This is a genomic window from Fredinandcohnia onubensis (genome assembly GCF_002734285.1).
In the GTDB taxonomy this organism is placed as follows: domain Bacteria; phylum Bacillota; class Bacilli; order Bacillales; family Bacillaceae_L; genus Ferdinandcohnia; species Ferdinandcohnia onubensis_A.
The window spans coordinates 1-17,874 of record NZ_NSEA01000012.1 but is presented as its reverse complement, the minus strand read 5'-3'; the positions used below and the strand labels follow the sequence as shown (position 1 = coordinate 17,874).

Annotated in this window: 25 protein-coding genes; 22 read left to right on the top strand and 3 right to left on the bottom strand. The window is 37.4% G+C overall.

Features of this window, described 5'->3' with window-relative positions; genetic code table 11:
- Positions 1-119 precede the first annotated feature (119 nt).
- The 7 genes from CKJ95_RS13140 to CKJ95_RS13110 all read left to right on the top strand — a co-directional run bounded on the left by CKJ95_RS13140 (position 120) and on the right by CKJ95_RS13110 (position 5,362).
- Positions 120-974, top strand: a complete 855-nt coding sequence (locus tag CKJ95_RS13140) for a pirin family protein (RefSeq protein WP_099353893.1) — start codon at positions 120-122, stop codon at positions 972-974.
- A gap of 14 nt (positions 975-988) precedes the next feature.
- Positions 989-1,231, top strand: coding sequence for a glutaredoxin family protein (locus tag CKJ95_RS13135; RefSeq protein WP_099353892.1), 243 nt, complete (start codon positions 989-991; stop codon positions 1,229-1,231).
- A gap of 104 nt (positions 1,232-1,335) precedes the next feature.
- Positions 1,336-1,716, top strand: a complete 381-nt coding sequence (locus CKJ95_RS13130; protein ID WP_099353891.1) for a YkvA family protein — start codon at positions 1,336-1,338, stop codon at positions 1,714-1,716.
- Between the two features lie 543 nt (positions 1,717-2,259).
- A complete protein-coding gene (locus CKJ95_RS13125) occupies positions 2,260-3,789 on the top strand; it encodes a malate:quinone oxidoreductase (protein WP_180271507.1) in 1,530 nt (509 codons plus the stop codon).
- A gap of 165 nt (positions 3,790-3,954) precedes the next feature.
- Positions 3,955-4,422 carry a GNAT family N-acetyltransferase gene (locus CKJ95_RS13120; protein ID WP_099353889.1) on the top strand — a complete coding sequence of 156 codons (468 nt, stop codon included), beginning with the start codon at positions 3,955-3,957 and terminating at the stop codon, positions 4,420-4,422.
- 130 nt (positions 4,423-4,552) lie between these two features.
- Positions 4,553-4,939 (top strand): nuclear transport factor 2 family protein, encoded by a 387-nt coding sequence (locus CKJ95_RS13115; protein ID WP_099353888.1) that lies wholly within the window; start codon positions 4,553-4,555, stop codon positions 4,937-4,939.
- Between the two features lie 60 nt (positions 4,940-4,999).
- Positions 5,000-5,362 carry a YnfA family protein gene (locus CKJ95_RS13110; protein WP_180271506.1) on the top strand — a complete coding sequence of 121 codons (363 nt, stop codon included), beginning with the start codon at positions 5,000-5,002 and terminating at the stop codon, positions 5,360-5,362.
- Positions 5,363-5,916: 554 nt separating this feature from the next.
- Here CKJ95_RS13110 and CKJ95_RS24035 read toward each other — a convergent pair.
- Positions 5,917-6,126, bottom strand: a complete 210-nt coding sequence (locus CKJ95_RS24035; RefSeq protein ID WP_306475365.1) for a YjcZ family sporulation protein — start codon at positions 6,124-6,126, stop codon at positions 5,917-5,919.
- Between the two features lie 257 nt (positions 6,127-6,383).
- On the opposite strand from CKJ95_RS24035, the gene CKJ95_RS13095 reads away from it, so the two are divergent.
- Positions 6,384-6,692, top strand: coding sequence for a hypothetical protein (locus CKJ95_RS13095; protein WP_099353886.1), 309 nt, complete (start codon positions 6,384-6,386; stop codon positions 6,690-6,692).
- A 134-nt stretch (positions 6,693-6,826) separates the two neighbouring features.
- On the top strand, positions 6,827-7,291 hold the full coding sequence (yiaA, locus tag CKJ95_RS13090; protein WP_099353885.1) for an inner membrane protein YiaA: 465 nt from the start codon (positions 6,827-6,829) through the stop codon (positions 7,289-7,291).
- Positions 7,292-7,317: 26 nt separating this feature from the next.
- On the opposite strand, the gene CKJ95_RS13085 is transcribed toward yiaA, so the two are convergent.
- The gene (locus tag CKJ95_RS13085; RefSeq protein ID WP_099353884.1) at positions 7,318-8,286 is read right to left on the bottom strand and encodes a hypothetical protein; all 969 of its coding nucleotides are present in this window, start codon (positions 8,284-8,286) and stop codon (positions 7,318-7,320) included.
- Between the two features lie 172 nt (positions 8,287-8,458).
- Here CKJ95_RS13085 and CKJ95_RS23390 point away from each other — a divergent pair, with 172 nt between their 5' ends.
- From CKJ95_RS23390 to CKJ95_RS13055, 8 genes are all read left to right on the top strand, one after another.
- Positions 8,459-8,620, top strand: a complete 162-nt coding sequence (locus CKJ95_RS23390) for a hypothetical protein (protein ID WP_180271505.1) — start codon at positions 8,459-8,461, stop codon at positions 8,618-8,620.
- A 66-nt stretch (positions 8,621-8,686) separates the two neighbouring features.
- Positions 8,687-9,505, top strand: a complete 819-nt coding sequence (locus CKJ95_RS13080) for an SDR family oxidoreductase (protein ID WP_099353883.1) — start codon at positions 8,687-8,689, stop codon at positions 9,503-9,505.
- Positions 9,487-9,684: a hypothetical protein gene (locus CKJ95_RS13075; protein ID WP_142353946.1), complete on the top strand. Its 198-nt coding sequence runs from the start codon at positions 9,487-9,489 to the stop codon at positions 9,682-9,684. Before CKJ95_RS13080 ends, CKJ95_RS13075 begins: the two co-directional genes overlap by 19 nt.
- 605 nt (positions 9,685-10,289) lie before the next feature.
- Positions 10,290-10,469, top strand: a complete 180-nt coding sequence (locus CKJ95_RS23215; protein WP_142353945.1) for a hypothetical protein — start codon at positions 10,290-10,292, stop codon at positions 10,467-10,469.
- 101 nt (positions 10,470-10,570) lie between these two features.
- A complete protein-coding gene (locus tag CKJ95_RS13070; protein ID WP_099353881.1) occupies positions 10,571-10,858 on the top strand; it encodes a hypothetical protein in 288 nt (95 codons plus the stop codon).
- Between the two features lie 22 nt (positions 10,859-10,880).
- Entirely contained in the window at positions 10,881-11,558 is a 678-nt protein-coding gene (locus CKJ95_RS13065; protein ID WP_099353880.1) for a VOC family protein, read from the top strand.
- Between the two features lie 44 nt (positions 11,559-11,602).
- On the top strand, positions 11,603-12,124 hold the full coding sequence (locus tag CKJ95_RS13060; protein ID WP_099353879.1) for a GNAT family N-acetyltransferase: 522 nt from the start codon (positions 11,603-11,605) through the stop codon (positions 12,122-12,124).
- Positions 12,125-12,263: 139 nt separating this feature from the next.
- On the top strand, positions 12,264-12,470 hold the full coding sequence (locus CKJ95_RS13055; RefSeq protein ID WP_180271504.1) for a hypothetical protein: 207 nt from the start codon (positions 12,264-12,266) through the stop codon (positions 12,468-12,470).
- A gap of 58 nt (positions 12,471-12,528) precedes the next feature.
- On the opposite strand, the gene CKJ95_RS13050 is transcribed toward CKJ95_RS13055, so the two are convergent.
- The gene (locus CKJ95_RS13050; protein ID WP_099353878.1) at positions 12,529-13,287 is read right to left on the bottom strand and encodes a hypothetical protein; all 759 of its coding nucleotides are present in this window, start codon (positions 13,285-13,287) and stop codon (positions 12,529-12,531) included.
- Positions 13,288-13,469: 182 nt separating this feature from the next.
- Between CKJ95_RS13050 and CKJ95_RS13045 the strand changes: the two genes are divergently transcribed.
- The 5 genes from CKJ95_RS13045 (at position 13,470) to CKJ95_RS13025 (ending at position 17,814) form a co-directional block, all read left to right on the top strand.
- Positions 13,470-14,567: an FAD-dependent monooxygenase gene (locus CKJ95_RS13045; protein ID WP_099353877.1), complete on the top strand. Its 1,098-nt coding sequence runs from the start codon at positions 13,470-13,472 to the stop codon at positions 14,565-14,567.
- A gap of 183 nt (positions 14,568-14,750) precedes the next feature.
- Positions 14,751-15,314, top strand: a complete 564-nt coding sequence (locus CKJ95_RS13040) for a GNAT family N-acetyltransferase (RefSeq protein ID WP_099353876.1) — start codon at positions 14,751-14,753, stop codon at positions 15,312-15,314.
- 166 nt (positions 15,315-15,480) lie between these two features.
- On the top strand, positions 15,481-16,518 hold the full coding sequence (locus CKJ95_RS13035) for a flavin-containing monooxygenase (RefSeq protein ID WP_099353875.1): 1,038 nt from the start codon (positions 15,481-15,483) through the stop codon (positions 16,516-16,518).
- 27 nt (positions 16,519-16,545) lie between these two features.
- On the top strand, positions 16,546-16,854 hold the full coding sequence (locus CKJ95_RS13030) for an ArsR/SmtB family transcription factor (protein WP_099353874.1): 309 nt from the start codon (positions 16,546-16,548) through the stop codon (positions 16,852-16,854).
- A 12-nt stretch (positions 16,855-16,866) separates the two neighbouring features.
- Positions 16,867-17,814, top strand: coding sequence for a cation diffusion facilitator family transporter (locus tag CKJ95_RS13025; RefSeq protein WP_099353873.1), 948 nt, complete (start codon positions 16,867-16,869; stop codon positions 17,812-17,814).
- Positions 17,815-17,874: the final 60 nt, after the last annotated feature.

The window sequence follows — 17,874 nt, the reverse complement described above, 5'->3', positions numbered from 1 at the left end:
AAAATATACTAGGTGAAGTCTAAATCCAAAGCGTAATTTTTGTGCAAATACACCTAACATGTCAAAATGAAATGGAAATAGGAAAGAATACAAGTATGGACAAGCAAGGAGTGAACGAAATGAGTTCCCTTTTTAAACGAGATCTAAAAAAGCATTGGTATATAAAATACAACAATAATGGGTATCCCCATGTTCAACAAGGCTTTGTGCTACCACCAAATCGGTTCGAGGAATTTGACCCATTTTTAATTATGGCAGAGGACTGGTATCAGCGTGGTGCATTTCCGGATCACCCACACAGAGGGTTTCAAACGATTACCTATGTAATCGATGGACGATTGGAGCATATTGATAACCATGGTGGAAACTCAATTTTAGAGGCCGGTGATATCCAGTATATGAATGCTGGAAGTGGTGCAAGACATGCTGAGGAGCCAGTTGATCAAGATATTGCTCATACGCTTCAGCTATGGTTGAACTTACCGAGTTCCCTAAAAAATACACAAACCTCCTACCAAAATGTGTACATAGAGGATGTACCTCGTGTGAAGATTGAAGGTGGGGAATTAAAGGTCTACTCCGGAGAAATAGCGGGAGTTAAAGGGCCGATGAATAGCTTGGTTCACATTACAATGACCGAGATTTCACTTGCGAAAGGCATGACATACAAACACATACTTCCTGAAAACCACAATGCGTTTGTATACGTACTTTCCGGTGAAGTAGAGCTTGGTGAAAGTAAAACACTTCTGAAAAAAACAGGGGCAGGTACCCTTACCTTTAATGAAAATGGTAAAAATGAAAGTGAGTTTCAAATAACAGCAAATAGTCGCTCAAAATTACTTATTTACTCAGGGGTCCCACTACGCGAAGAAATTGTCGCTTATGGCCCATTTGTAATGAATTCGATGGAAGAAGTCCAACAAGCATACCGTGATTTTCACGCAGGAAAATTTGGCCCACCGGCAGAATAAGGAGTATGGCTACAATGAATAAAGAAGTAATTGTCTATACAACAAATGACTGTGTCGAATGTACTTTTGTCAAAAAGGTTCTCACTGAAAATGGCATTACATTTGACCTCCGAAATATTGCAGAAAACGAGGTCTACCAAAAAGAAGTGGAACGCTTCGGTTTTCTAGGTGTCCCTGTAACAGTTGTAGGAGACCGCGCTGTTAAAGGATTTACCCCTGAACTTATTGAACTATTAGAGCCGTTGAAAAAGTCTTAATCTCCTAGCAGTGGTTAAAAGTGGTAAAGGTAGGAAATCCTAAAGGTATACACACCTAATAAAGTTGGGAATAAAATAAGGAAACAAAATCAATAGGTGAACTTATGGAGAAAATCAAAAGTTGGGCAAAACGTTTAAAAAAACAAATATTCGTCTTGTATTTTGCATATAAGGATGCGAGGGTTCCATGGTATGCTAAGCTTTTTACTGCTGGAGTGGTAGCTTACACATTCAGCCCTATCGACTTAATCCCAGATTTTATACCAATCCTCGGATACCTTGATGAGGTCATCCTTGTCCCAATTGGAATCATGTTTGCATTGAAAATGATTCCAAGTGCGGTCATAGCAGATTGCGAAGTTAAAGCAGAAGAAATGATGAAAAACGGCAAACCAAAGAACTGGGTTGCAGGATCACTTATCCTGATTCTATGGGCCTTGATTTTTATCTGGATGATTTTCAAAGCGTCTCAATATATGCTCTAAACCTGTATTTCAAAACGAAATACAGGTTTTCTTTTGATTGTAACTAATCTTCAAAAAAATTTGTTCACATGCACAGAACAGACTAATTGTGATGAAATAGCATTATTCGCGACGGAACAAAAATAAGGGAGATAAGGCAGTATATATTGAGTTATAACCATGCGTGAATGCTTAGAAAAGCGCTGTCACTTGTCGAATTATTATGATTTATTTTGCATGAAATTTGATGTTTATGCTTTTTTTCATGTTATAATAACAAAAGATGGAATGAAGAATAAGAGTTTATTAGTACTACATTCATTCTTCTGAAGATGCAAGGCTATATTGTCGGAGCCACGAAACATCTAAATAAACATCATACTTTTAACTGGCTTTTAAATAGCCTATAATTATCATATAATAATGAAATATTAATCTATGAAAAATTGCCATCCAAAATGGCCTTAATTGAGACGAGAAAGAGATTGTCTGACAATGGTGAGCCCGATTTTGTGACCGCCTTCATCTTTTTTGTCCAAATTTTAAAAGAAAAGGTTGATAAATATGAGCAACATAGAAACCAAAACAGATGTCATTTTAATCGGTGCTGGTATCATGAGTGCGACACTAGGGACACTCTTGAAGGAACTAGTGCCTGAATGGAACATTACCGTTTTTGAAAAGCTCGATAAGCCAGGAGAGGAAAGCTCTCACGAATTGAATAACGCTGGTACAGGTCATGCTGCACTTTGTGAACTTAACTATACCGTTGAAAAACCAGACGGAACATTAGATATTAAGAAAGCAATTAATGTCAACGAACAGTTCCAAGTTTCTAAGCAGTTTTGGGCACATCTTGTGAAAAATAATTTAATCCAAAACCCACAAGATTTCATCATGCCATTACCACATATGAGTATGGTCCAAGGGGAAAAGGATGTCGAATTTTTAAAGAAACGATTTGAAGCGCTGTCAAAAAATCCGTTGTTCCAAGGAATGGAATATACTGAAGATCCGGAAAAACTAATGGAGTGGATTCCGCTCATTATGAAGGATCGCCCATCAAATGAACCAATTGCAGCTACAAAAGTAGACGCTGGTACAGATGTGAACTTCGGTAATTTAACACGCATGTTGTTTGACCATTTGAAGAATAAAAATGTCAAAATTAATTACAACCACAGTGTAAAAGATGTGAAACGTACAAGTGATGGTCTATGGGACTTGAAGGTAAAAGATCTAAACAGTGGTTCTGTTGAACATCATAAAGCAAAATTCGTCTTTATTGGAGGCGGTGGAGGAAGCCTACATCTACTCCAAAAGTCCGGTATTCCTGAAGGAAGACATATTGGTGGATTCCCAGTAAGCGGAATTTTCATGGTATGTAATAATCCGGAAGTGATTGAAAACCATCATGCCAAAGTATACGGAAAGGCAAAGGTTGGTGCGCCACCAATGTCTGTTCCACATCTTGATACAAGATATATTAACAACAAAAAGTCATTACTATTTGGACCATTTGCGGGATTCTCTCCAAAGTTCCTAAAAACAGGTTCAAATATGGATTTAATTACGTCAATCAAACATGATAACTTGTTAACGATGTTAGCAGCTGGGGTAAAAGAAATTCCGCTAACAAAATACTTGATTCAACAAGTCATGTTATCAAAAGAACAACGAATGGAAGAACTCCGTGAATTTATCCCAAATGCAAAAAGCGAAGATTGGGATTTAATTGTAGCTGGCCAACGCGTTCAAGTCATTAAGGACACTGAAGCAGGCGGAAAAGGAACCCTTCAATTTGGTACTGAAGTGATTACCGCAGCTGACGGTTCAATTGCAGCGTTGCTAGGTGCATCACCAGGTGCTTCAACTGCTGTTCATGTTATGCTTGAAATCATCAAAAAGTGCTTCCCACAACATATGTTAGAATGGGAGCCAAAAATCAAAGACATGATTCCTTCATATGGGTTATCTCTTATGGAACACCCAGATCTTCTGGCGAAAATCAATGCTTCAACTGGAGAAGCACTTGGCTTAATCGAAAAACAAGAGAAGATAGAAAAAAAACAAAAGGAACTTGTCCTAAGTTAACCACTTACGATTCATAAATAAAAAGAACCTTCAATCTCGATTGGGATTGGAGGTTTTTTGTCGAAAGAAAAACTTCCTGTTGTCCGCTATTCTGTGAAGGAAGAACTCTACATTTGTTGAATTTATAGGATGGTTAATTATTTTCAACTAAAAAGGAGAACTTCCATGAACATTAAATTAGTTGATGTAACAGAGGATAATTTCTATGATGTGATCAATTTAAAGTCTGATGAAAACCAAGAAAAGTATATCCAAATCTATGAAAGATGGGTAGGATCAAATACGTATTTTCTTGCACTATGCCAAACATTTGGTTTTACTCCAAAAGCAATCTATGACGGTGATACACTAATTGGTTTTGCTTCCCATGGATTTCAAAAAGAAACAAATCGGTATGAATTGATCAGTATGATGTTAGGGCATAAGTATCAAGGAAAAGGATATGGAACCCCAGTTTTAAATGCAATTATTGAGGATATGGTAAATACCTATCAATGCGAGGAAATCTATCTATCTGTTATCTATAATAATGAGCGAGCAATACGAACCTATGAAAAAGCGGGTTTTATCCCAACCGGAGAGGTAGAAGAGGGTCATCATCCTGAGCCGATTTATTGTTTGAAAGTAAAATAATGAAAGGGGTGTTCAAAGGTCGAAACTTCCGACCCTTGGACCCCCTTTTTGTCATTGCAAAGTAATAAAGGGATAAGATAGTTATAGGAGAATAAAATATAAATGGAAGTAAGTAAGAAGGGGGTTGTAAATAGTGGATAATCAGTTAAAACAACATTTAAAAGAATTAGAGGAAATGCATATAAACGTAGAAGTTCGAAAAAGTCGTGAGGAACTAGCTAAGCTTCTAGCAGATGACTTCTTTGAGATTGGTAGTTCCGGTTATATGTTTAATAAAAAGGAATGTCTTGAATCTAGAATTGATCTTACGGTCATGTCTCTCCATAACTACGAGATTTGTCCTTTGGCACCAGATGTCGTTTTAGCAACCTATTTCATTGTCAATGAGACGAGGAAAAGGAATACCCTGCGAAGTTCCATATGGAAGCATATTGAAGGAAGATGGCAATTGTACTTTCATCAAGGGACAATCACACCAATGAAGTTGAATGAAGTACTTATTCAACGAAATAAATAAGTGATTGCCAAGCCGTATTTCAATCCTTTTAAATAAACATACCAAGTTGCTATAATCGATATGTACCGCAATTTACTTATATTGGACGTGATTTATATTTTACATGCAATTTTCTTTTTTATCATAGCGGGAATCGCTGAAATCGGGGGAGGTTATTTGATTTGGCTTTGGTTAAGAGAAGGAAAGCCATATTATTGGGGAATCGGTGGCGGAATCGCATTGGCCCTATATGGTGTGATTGCCACTTTTCAAACCTTTCCTTCTTTCGGTAGAGTTTATGCCGCCTATGGCGGGGTCTTTATCGTTCTTTCTGTCCTCTGGGGGTGGGGAATTGATAAGAAAACACCCGATCTATACGATTGGGTAGGTGCAGGAATCTGTATTATAGGTGTTTCGGTCATGTTATTTGCACCGCGACAATAAGAAAAGGCGATGATCTAAGAAAGGATCAACGCCTTTTTTCTTTTTGGGGATTTCTGTTTAGTCTTTTTAGAGACGGTCTTAATGAAAAATACACCTGCAATTAGGGCCAGTAAATTGAGAGAATCACCGAAATTCACCGTGAAATTTATATGGTTATTCACTCTAATTTTGTTATAGTTTCTATTATCGGTCTTCGCCTGTGGTTCTTTTTCAATGTTATCCAAAATAAATCCCTCCATTTTGAGTGGTTGTCCTAAACCCAATATATGAAAGAATAAAATAAGTATTCGAACCAATGTCTTCACAACGAAAATATTTTGGTTTGTCCGATAAAATGTGTTTTGTGTCCGATAAATTGGCAAGCATTGTCCGTTAAAATCAAAATATTGTCCGATATCCTGGCATCTATGTCCGATAACTTCAATACTTTGTCCGATATCCAAGATTATTAAAAACCAAGAATATCTCGCAATTATAGGAGTTCAAAAAAACAAGAACATATCGCTGGTATATGTTCTTGTTTTTGTGTGATGTTTTTGAAGGCTAGCTTTTACTTAGCACTTTGGAAAATAACAAGCACCGATAATGATTAATAAGATAAACAACACAACGACTAATACAAAGGTATTATCGTGACAAGGTTCAGGACAAGCATATCCATAACTAGGGGTAAAATCATAGCTTGGGGCTGTATATGTTGGTTGTGGTGCCATGTAAGGGGTCTGAAAAGATGCCGCATTTACGTTAGATACATTTAGCTCCATGTTCTTACTTCCTTTCTCTGTGTAGATTCCCTACAGTATACTCACCTAGTCTCATATTGCCACGTTTTCCTAGGAAAATGGGTGTTTGTCACGAGCCTAAAAGGACTTCTATTTTGAATGTTTTACTAGTTTCATATTTTATGTTTTTTCTAGTGAATTAGTAGTCATTCTGATAAAGACAGAATAATTTGAAACTAAATGGTGGATAAAACCGTATATTTTATAAAAGGATTAAATCTTCACTAGGGGGGACTGGTTTGGCAGAAGTCATTTTGTATTTTACCTTAATGATTCCTTTATATGCATTGTTAATATGGACCTATTTCAACCCCGAGGAAAGTTTGATTTTCGGGCAAAGGTGGATGTATAAGAAAGAACCTGAGTTTTCGGATGATGCCATTCGTTATACGAAATTTGGGGCTCGCGTAGGTATTTTACTTCTAACAATGCCATTTGTACTCTTTATCATTGATCATTTCATGATTCGACTTATCATCATTCTAGGATGTATTTCTTATGTGATAATTGGTGGCTATCAAATACTACAAAAATACTTGGACTCTTAAAATGTCGAAAATTCCGGATGTAAAAAAACGAAAAAAATATCATTTTTTGTAAACGATTTTTGTATAATGGATTTAGGCACTACAGGTATCTGCAGTGCTTCCTTTTTTATAAGAAAAATGGAGGGGAACATTCGATGGAGAATGAGGTTTTGGTTGATAAGGACAAACAAGAAAAACCGAAAATGAAGGTGGAGCGGAAAGAAGGGGAACCAACTGCAGCCTTTAAAGGAGCTTCGTGGGCAGCGTTAGTAGTGGGTGTTTCTGCTTATCTGATCGGTTTATTTAACGCCGCAATGGAACTAAATGAAAAAGGCTATTACTTTGCAATCTTAATTTTTGGTCTGTATGCATCCGTTTCTTTGCAAAAAGCCGTAAGGGATAAGGAAGAGGGAATTCCTGTAACAAGTATCTATTATGGAATTAGTTGGGTTGCACTTATCGTATCTGTATCATTAATGGCGATTGGACTTTACAACGCTGGAAGTATCGTTTTAAGTGAAAAAGGTTTTTACGGAATGTCATTTGTCCTAAGTATTTTTGCTGCAATTACCGTTCAAAAGAACATCCGTGATACACAAAAGGCAAGAGAAAGGGATTAAGTGATATAAAAAGGGACCGTCCATGTCTATAATGGTTGGTCCTTCTTTTCTTTTTGTTTGTTTCGTTTCCATAACAGAAACGGTAGCCAACTTAATAAAATGATTAAAAAGATGGATACGAGCGTTAGGATTACGGTTTCCGTCATTAAGATTGCAGTGTAATCGCTAAAATCCATTTCCTCGGCAAAGACCTGGTAAGGATTATCGACATTATAGATGATTGGCATTTCCTTTTTATATTTGTTATAAGTATGCCATGTGACGCCTTTTACGACAAAAATGGTGTTATGGTTCTTAGGTTTATACATCAAGGAGATGTAGTACTCACTTCTGTTGTACTTTGACGTTCTCCTTTCAAAACCGCGGTCCGTTACAATTGCCATTGTTTCAGCATGATTCTTTCCAAAATATTTCTCATACCCATTTTCAAAAGCAGATTTCGTTTCAGTTGATAGAAAGAGAAGGAGAGCTATTATTAAGCCACCAAATATGAGCACAGGAATCACAAAACCCGCAATTTTATCAAGCAACAAGCGTCTTGATATATTCGAAAACAAATTCCATATCGATTTAATTTTAGAAAGCCAATATAATATATACCCGATTGGATACAGACTAAAGACGGTTAACAAAATATAAAACCATCGTATTTCCTCTTTTAACAGTGTCTCCGTATAAAACTTTCCGTCGACTTCATAACCGGGAATGGTATCTCCTACGTCAATTTTGTCAAATAGATCCTGAGAAATCGTAATCATCGAATCATTATGTTTTGTAGGGATACTACTTTCAGGCAAAGCTCCGATTTGGACGGAAAACCTAGGTCCTTCCAATAGCCCATTCACCACATACTTCCGCCAAACCCTCTCTTCAACTTGATTTGCCTCTACTTTTTCAAGGAACTCCTGGTGCTCCTGAACGTTATCATAGATCGTGTAACATATAATAATAAATGCAGCAAATGCTACTATTTTTGGCCAACTTATTTCCTTCATAACTAAACATCCTTACATATCATTATTCTTTAAGTATATGAAACAATTTTAGAAATAAAAACAAGTCGAAAGTACTACTGAACTTTGAAAAAACGATTTAACCATAATGTAATGGAAGTTTAAAGTGTTGTGTTAAAATGGGGTTAAGTTTTAATGGAAGGATGGGGTTCTGATGAGATGTGGTGCAAAATGTTTTCTTGTCGAAATTGAGGTAGACGGGAAAACACAAGTTCAGTCAGTTAATGCAAGAACACCTGCAGAAGCTCGAAAAAACATCCGAAACGAATTGGGAACCGAAACTCAAATTCTAGCTGTTAAGGAAGAGAAGAAGTAATGAAGCAGGGTGCTTTAAAGTAACATAATTAAGATTCCAATATAAATAAAAGGGAGATCACGGTTGATGAGCCAATTAATTCGAGACCAATATCCACTCAAAGGAAAAAATGTACTTATTACTGGAGTTAGCCGTCGCCAAGGGATTGGGTATGCGATTGCCCGTCAAGTGGCTGCATGGGGAGCATCTGTTATAGTTCATCATTTCCAGCCTCATGATCAAGAACAATCATGGGGTGCGGATGATTTGAGTGAAGTACTTAAAGGGATCAAAGCAGAGCTAATCGAAGATGCATTTCTGTATGACACAAGCGGGGATTTTTTAGACCCTGAAGAACCAAAAAGGGTGATGGAGGAAATCCGTAATAATTGTGGGCATATAGATGCTCTTGTTTGCAATCATGCAATGAGTGGGAGCGATGGCGCACTTGGTGAACTGACTGTAGAAATGTTAGATAAACACTGGGCTGTTAATGCACGTTCATCCATTTTACTGGCACAATATTTTGCAGCTCAACATGATCCTAAATCAGGCAGAGGAAAAATTATTTTCATGACGTCGGGTCAACGATTAGGTCCGATGTTAGGCGAAGTTGCGTACGTTGCTTCGAAGGGAGCGCTAGCTGATCTAACGCTGACACTATCAGATCAATTGGCTGATCAAAACATAACTGTGAATGCCGTGAATCCAGGACCAGTTGATACGGGGTATATGACCGAGGAACTATGGGGAAATCTTAAACCCATGTTCCCATTTGGAAGAATTGGGCAGCCGGAAGACCCAGCGCGTCTTATTGCGTGGTTGTTAACGGAAGAGGCTTCATGGATTACCGGACAAATCATTGATACTGAAGGTGGCTTTGGCAGGTGGCGTCCTCATTCCTAATGGAGGAGTTTGAAAAACAATTCTGTACTCAACAGACCGAAAAACGATTAAAGCTATATCGGAAAGGGAGCAATCTGTATATCCCTGTATCGAAAAACGATAAGTGCTATATCGCAAACAGTGTAATCGGTATAGCACCAGATCGAGAAACGATAAATGCTATATCGCAAACAGTGTAATCGGTATATCCCAGTATCGAAAAACGATAAATGCTATACCGCAAACAGTGTAATCGGTATATCCCAGTATCGAAAAACGATATGTGCTATATCGCAAACAGCGTAATCGGTATATTCCCTTATCGAAAAACGATAAGTGCTATATCGCAAAGAGCGTAATCGGTATAGCACCAGATCGAAAAACGATAATTGCTATACCGCAAAGAGTGTAATCGGTATATCCCAGTATCGAAAAACGATAAATGCTATACCGCAAACAGTGTAATCGGTATAGCACCAGATCGAAAAACGATAAATGCTATATCGCAAAGAACCTAATCGGTATATCCCTGTATCGAAAAACGATAAATGCTATATCGCAAACAGTGTAATCGGTATATCCCCGTATCGAAAAACGATAAGTGCTATACCGTAAAGAGCGAAATCGGTATATCCCTGTATTGAAAAACGATAAGTGCTATATCGAAAAAGAGTGTCGAAAATCAAAACACCTATTTCAAACACAAGGCACCCTTAGTTAAGGGAGTTTTAGGAATATTGTCACGAACTGAAGAATAAACGTTAGTATACAAGCCTTCCTAAATCTTCGTTAAGGTGCTGATTTTTTGAATAGGAATAAGAATATTACTGTAGCAATTCTATTGCTGATTTTGATACTCGTAATCCTGATTGTCCATGTGATCCTTCATGTAAATGTATACGTCGTATACAGCGCAAGTCTTGGTACGATTTTTATGATTGGCCTTATCATTTTTCTCATTATCTTACTCATACTAAAGACGTAACCGTCAAAAGAGGTGTTAATCTAAGCAGGATTAACACTTCTTTTTGTTGAACTTATTCTAGTAATAATACAGTTGTCATTTCTTACAAATTGGAGGTTTCTATGGCATTTCTATTTTGGCCGTTTATGATTGCATCACTTATACTCTCGGTTTTATCAATCTATAAAAATAAACCTTTCTTACTCGTAATAGCTGCAGTTCTTCTAGTACCACTGTCACTCTATCTTGCAGCTACACCACGTTTTGAAATATGGGGACTCATATTTCCGCTTTTTTATATTGGGGCTGCCGTGTCTCAGGCGAAAAAGATAATATGGTTATCGGTCTTACTTATTGTTCCAAATTTTGTTCTTATAGGATGGATCGGATTTTCAGTAATGAATCAGTAAAATTTTAGAGGAGTGTCCCAACATGGAAATTAAATTAGTCAATTTACAAACAGATAGAATGGAAGAGATGAAGAAGTTCTATGTTGACCTTTTCGGATTTCCTTTAATTAAAGAAAATAACAGCAGTTTTCGAATTAGAGTGGGTTCAAGTGAGTTGGAATTTACCACACAAAACGTAAAAGGGAATCCCTATTATCACTTTGCATTTAATATCCCTTCTAACAAGTTTAGAGAAGCAAAGTCATGGGTCAAAGAGAGGGTGGAATTAAGTGTGGAGGATGGGGAGGACGAAGCCTATTTTTCTTTCTTTTCCGCGCATGCTCTCTATTTTTACGATCCAGCTGGGAATATTGTAGAGTTTATTTCAAGGCAGGGTTCTGAAGAAGAAAAAAAGCCATTCTCGATAGACAGTGTGATCAATATTAGTGAAATAGGACTTACGGTAAATGATGCGATTAGTGCTGGCACTAAGTTAATAGAGATTGGTATTAATGAAAGAAACAACAACCCACTAAGCCAAACATCACTAAATTTCATGGGAGATAAATCAAAGGGAATCTTCATCATCTTAAATCAACCTGGAAGAATATGGATCTTTTCCGATAAAATTTCTGCAATATTTCCACTTGAAATTTTAACGACAGATGGCAGTAAAATTGTAGTCAATTCTGAAAATCTTTTTGAAGTGTATGAATTATAATTACGATTTTACTTTTTTTTAACTATTTTGGAAGGTGATTATATATGGAACAGGTTACATTAATTCGGCCATCACTAGACTATCAATCTGAATATCTGTCCTTCTACAATGAATGGAAAGAAAGTCAGGAAGATATGGTACCTTGGGTGATTAGTAAGGACCCATCAAATTTTCAAGAAATGCTTCAAACTCTATTTGATTCTGAAAAAGGAGAAAATCTCCCTGAAAATTGGGTGCCTGACTCAACCTTTTGGTTAGTGGGCGAAAACAAAAATGTAATCGGAGCAGTAAATATCCGCCATCAATTAACCGAACCGTTATTCAATAGTGGCGGTCATATTGGGTATGGAATCCGCCCCTCTGAACGACGTAAAGGGTATGCAACGAAACTATTGGCATTATCTTTAGAAAAAGCGAAAGAACTTGGGATTCAGAAAGCCTTAGTTGTTTGTGATGAGGATAACATCGGGTCATTAAAAACTATAGTAAATAACGGTGGGGTACCTGATACGGATTTTATCGAGGAAGATGGAAATGTCATAAAACGGTTTTGGGTAGAAATTTAGATTTTTTGCTTAGAGTTAAATTAATTAGCATCTCATGCAACAGTATTAATTCTTCTTGAATTAATGCTGTTTTTTTTAATATTTATGGGACAGTTGTATTTTAGATACGTTATGGTTAACAGCTGGTCAAGGAAGCTATGTGGCAGAAGTTCCTGCTGCATCAGATCCGGAAATTTTAGCTGCAGGTGTAAAATACGCATTCTACTTTGTTACTGGAATTTCAGTTGTCACCTTAATTTTATCCTTGTTTGTAAAAAGGGAATCCTCTGTAAAGGAACAAGCAATATCAACAGTAAAAGCAACAGACAGAACCTGTGTCAGTAAGAAATTAATGAACTTTGTATGATTAGTAAATAACCAAAAGAAAAGGCGCTAGATTCCACTTAGCGCTTTTCTCAAGTTTTTTATTTTTTCACCAAGTCATTCATTTTCAGCTCAAACTCTGCATGGTCTCCAAGTGCATGAGGAACTTGAATACTTATGATAACAGCTTCATCAAGAAAGTATGAAAAAACGCCATAAGGGTTTTCTTCAGGATTTGGGTGATCTGCTTTCGTAATGGCCTCAATAAAAGTTTGTGAATCAAAAGTCTTTAAGTATTCAACAATAGCAGCCTGTTTTTCCTGGTTTGGCTCCTTTGGATTTTCCCAATCAATAAAAGGTGCATTTTGCAATTTTTCAATGAAGCCTTCATCTATAATAAACATATCCGCTAGTCTAACTTTTTCTCCATTTTTCCAGTCAATAGTGGTGGTGAAAAAAAGGCTCGTAGGATACATCCCACCATTATAGTCACCGGTATATCGAATACTAAAGGTATCAGAATCTGGTAATACAACCTCATAATTCATTTCAAGTGGAGAGTCCCCACCTTGATATTGCTTTAGAAAGAGTGTTGCGTCTTCTTGAATAAGAGTATTGATTTGCCGCTCTAGTTCCTTATCATGCATTTTATTTAGCTGAGGATAATAAATTATAAGCTCCCCATCCTCATAAGTGGCTGTATCCATTTCGAAAGGCTCTGTATTTTTTTCTTCGCCTTCTACTTGTTTTGGTGGTGTATTATTTTCATCCACCCGTTGTGATAGTCCTGTCTGCTCACTACTACAGCCTGCTAAAAATAGAGCACAAGCAAACACAACCAATAAAAGAATTTTATTCATTCTTCTCGCCCCTTGAAAAATATTCCAAATCATTACATTCTATTTTATTACAATCAATTATGGAAATGAATATCAGTTGACCAAATAAATCTTGGTTGTTATCATTTAATTATCGTTTAGTGAACTTTGTTTCTTATTAGGAAACATTATTGCATCATACGATTATAATAGAAGGTGATAACATGAATTTACAGACAGATGTTTGTATTGTGGGCGGAGGTCCTGCGGGTGCACTACTTGGCTTTTTAATGGCGAAGAAGGGTATATCAACCATCGTCGTTGAGCGTACTTCTGGAAATGAACGTGAATTTAGAGGTGAACACATCAACGCAGAAACCGAAGCTATATTAGAAGAACATCAACTTTTCGATAAAATAGAAGCACTTGGATTATTAAAGATGAAAAAGGTTCAATATATTAATGGTAGTCATATTGTAAAAACAATCACACCAACACTTGAGGATCACGTTGGAATTCATATACCACAGCCGCATTTTTTAACAGCTGTTTCTAACGAAGCAGCACAGTTTCCAAACTTTCAGTTGCTTGTAAACACAACTGTTACGGGGTTAGTTCTGGATGATCAAGGACACTATACTGGTGTAAAAGCGAAACAAAATGGACAAGAAATCAACATTGCGAGTAAAATCGTTGTGGGAACGGATGGCCGTTACTCAACTGTTCGAAAACTTGCGGGTATTGCAGCTTCTGAGGAATCACATGGATATGATGTGCTTTGGGCTAAAATTCCAGCACCTGCTGATTGGGAGCCTTCAACAAAAATGGTTCTTGCCAATGGAAATCAACTAGCATTGTTTACACAAACAGGTGGGATGATTCAAATTGGCTGGAACATTGAAGAAGGTACATTCAATTCGTTACGTAAGCAACCGCTAGAGCCATTTCTGGAGCCACTATTAACCAGTTTTCCAGAATTAGATTCAACGGTAAGGGAACATATTCAAACCTGGAAAAACTTCGTTTGCTTAAAAGTGTTTAGCTCAAATGCAGACACTTGGGTAAAAAATGGCCTCATCATCCTTGGAGATGCAGCACATACCATGACACCAACGGCAGCGATTGGTATTAACTGTGCGATTAAAGATGCCCATGTATTGGCACCCATCCTGGAACAAGCATTAAATGAAGGCGATCTTAGTGAAACAAGATTAAAGGAATTCGAGATGGCAAGACGAGTGGAAATCGAACAACAACAAGAAATGCAATTTGAAAAAGAAGAGTCATTCAAAGACAATTTCTTAGAGGTTGTTGGAAACTAAGCATGCAGTAGCATAACGCTGCATGCTTTTTTGATGCCGAAAAATGGCTTTTAAAAGTACAGTGCTTTTTCCCAGTAACGTTTTAAATAAAAGAAAGGATTTTCTCTGTTTCATAACGAATAAAACATACATATAGGAAATATGTTGGAAATTAACGTTTTAAAGAATATCAGGGGGATCAAGATGAATCTAGTCAAAATAAAAGGAGAAAAAGTCACTTTACGTCCAGTCGAAAAAGAAGATTTACCTATAATTTGGGAATTGCGCTACGGTAACCCTAGTCCAGAATGGAAAAAGTGGGATGCGCCCTATTTTACGCTTAAGTATATAGATAAAGAAACGTATTTAAAAAAGGCGGAACATCAACTCGCCATGCAACACCACCCATTAGATCACATGATTATTGAAGCTGATGGCCAAATTATCGGATCAGTTATTTTCTACTGGGAAAGTGAAGCCACTAGATGGCTAGAGATGGGCATTGTTATCTATCTCCCAGAATATTGGGGAGATGGCTACGGAACCGAGGCAATGAAGCATTGGATTGACTATTTATTTGAAACGATCCCATATATCGAAAGAGTCGGATACACGACATGGTCAGGCAACCAACGTATGATCAAGGTTGGCCAAAAGCTCGGCATGACACTCGAAGCGCGCATGAGAAAATGTCGCTACTATAACGGCTTTTACTACGACTCAATCCGGATGGGTTTGCTTAGAGAAGAATGGGAACAAGAAAAATAAAATCTCGAACCTGCATTCCTAGTGAAATGCAGGTTTTTTAATGGGACACAGGGACAGGTTCATTGTCCCACAAAAATTTTCCAATTTTAATTGACACCTTTCAAATACCAGCTTAATATTATATATGAGCATATGCTCATATACTTTAAATGAAGTAGGGATATTTATGTATGATGTTGTGATAATCGGAGCCAGTCAAGCGGGTTTAGCCATGGGTTATTATTTAAAACAAGCCGTTCAATCATTTCTACTTATAGATAAAGCGAAGGAAATCGGGGAATCATGGAAAAATCGGTATGATTCATTAACCCTTTTTACACCAAGAGCTTATAGTGAGCTTCCTGATTTCAAAATGAACGGTCCAAGGCAAGGTTACCCAACAAAGGATGAGGTTGCCGATTATATAGCTAAATACGCATCATACCATTCGCTTCCAATCCAACTAAATACAACAGTAACCAGCGTTACAGAGGTAGAAGATGGCTTTAAAATTGAAACGACGAAAGAAATAATCCAGGCTAAAAATATAGTGATTGCAACTGGCCCATTTCAAGAACCATCGATCCCAAATTTTGCAAAGAACTTATCCAATCAAGTTTTTCAAATCCATTCATCACAATATAAAAATCCAACGCAACTAAAAGATGGACCAGTATTGGTTGTGGGGGGAGCAAATTCTGGTGCACAAATTGGAGTTGAGTTGGCAAAAGAGCGGACTGTGTATCTCTCGGTTAGCCAAAAATTCAACTTTATCCCGCAGGACTTCGGTGGGAAGAGCATTTTTTGGTGGTTTGATAAATTTGGTATACTCAAAGCCAGTACAACATCCAAATTAGGTACTTTTATAAAAAAACGTCCCGATCCGATTTTTGGATTTGAATTAAAGACAGCCATTAAATCTGGTAAAGTTACGATAAAACCAAGAACCACTACTATAAAAGATGATACATTCATTTTTGAAGATAAAAGCGACCTTAACGTTCATAATGTTGTTTGGGCAACAGGATTCAAACCTAATTATCATTGGCTACAAATCCCGAACGCCTTACAAGAAAACGGTCAGCCTGAGCACATAAAAGGAATCACCAAAATAAAGGGTCTTTATTTTTTAGGATTACCCTGGCAAACGAGAAGAGGCTCAGCCTTACTTCAGGGTGTCGCTGATGATGCAAAGTTCATTGCTCAGCATATCCAGGTAACCTAGCACAATTAAAGAAAGAAGGGTTAAATAGTGGAACAAAAAGATCATTCCTTTTTATCACAAACAACAATTGACGAAGCATCACGCATTTTTAAAGCACTCGCAGATCCAACGCGAATTAAAATTCTCTATTTATTATCACAAGAGGAATGTTCGGTTACCCATATTGCAGAAGTCCTCGAAATGTCACAATCAGCGGTATCCCATCAACTCAGCTTACTACGTAATCTTCGCTTAGTGACATACCGGCGCGAGGGGAATACATTCCTTTATACATATGATGATGAACATGTCATTACTTTGCTTCACCAAGTCATTCATCATATCGAACATGAATAGGAGGGGAAAATGATGGGACATCACCATCATCACCATCATCACGGTCACGACCATCATGGTCACCATCACCATCATCATTTTGATGAAGTGAGGGAAGGTAATAAAAAAGGCTTACTCATTGCTCTAATCATTACAACGGGAATCATGCTGCTGGAATTTTTCGGCGGTCTTATTACAAACAGTTTAGCTTTGTTATCAGATTCAGGACATATGCTTAGTGATGCAAGTTCATTAGCGTTAAGCTTAGTTGCATTTTGGTTTGCTACCCGACCTGCATCTCCGAAGAAGACCTATGGGTTTTACCGATTTGAGATTTTAGCGGCCCTCTTTAATGCAGTTACCCTGTTTGTCATTGCAGGTTTTATCGTTTATGAGGCGTTTCAGCGATTTTTTGAGCCTCCGACTGTAGCAAGTGGGACCATGATGATCATTGCCGGAATTGGTCTTTTGGCGAACATACTAAGTGCTTGGTCATTGATAAGTAAAGGCGATGTAAAAAATAACGTTAACCTTCGGAGCGCATACCTTCATGTTCTTGGGGATGCACTAGGATCAGTAGGTGCCATAATTGCAGGACTCTTGATGCTGATGTTTGAATGGTATATAGCGGATCCAATTATATCTGTAGTTGTCGCAATCCTGATTTTAAAAAGTGCATGGGGTGTGTTAACACATTCAATTCATATTTTAATGGAAGGTACGCCGATTACAATTGATCAAAAAGAAGTGAAAGCCACGCTTGAAGAAATTGAAGGAGTGATTGATGTACATGATCTTCACATTTGGACGATCACATCAGGCATTGATTCGCTCACTTGTCATATTTTAATCAAAGACGACCATGACAGCCAGGAAATTTTACAGCAATCCATTGATAAAATACGTGACAAATTCAAAATCGAACATACCACCATTCAAATTGAAAAATCATCGATTGAGCATGGGGAAATGAGAGTTTAACATTTTGGGGGCTACGTTTTCGTAGTCCTTTTCATAGGTAGTGTCAAAAGTTCTATGAAA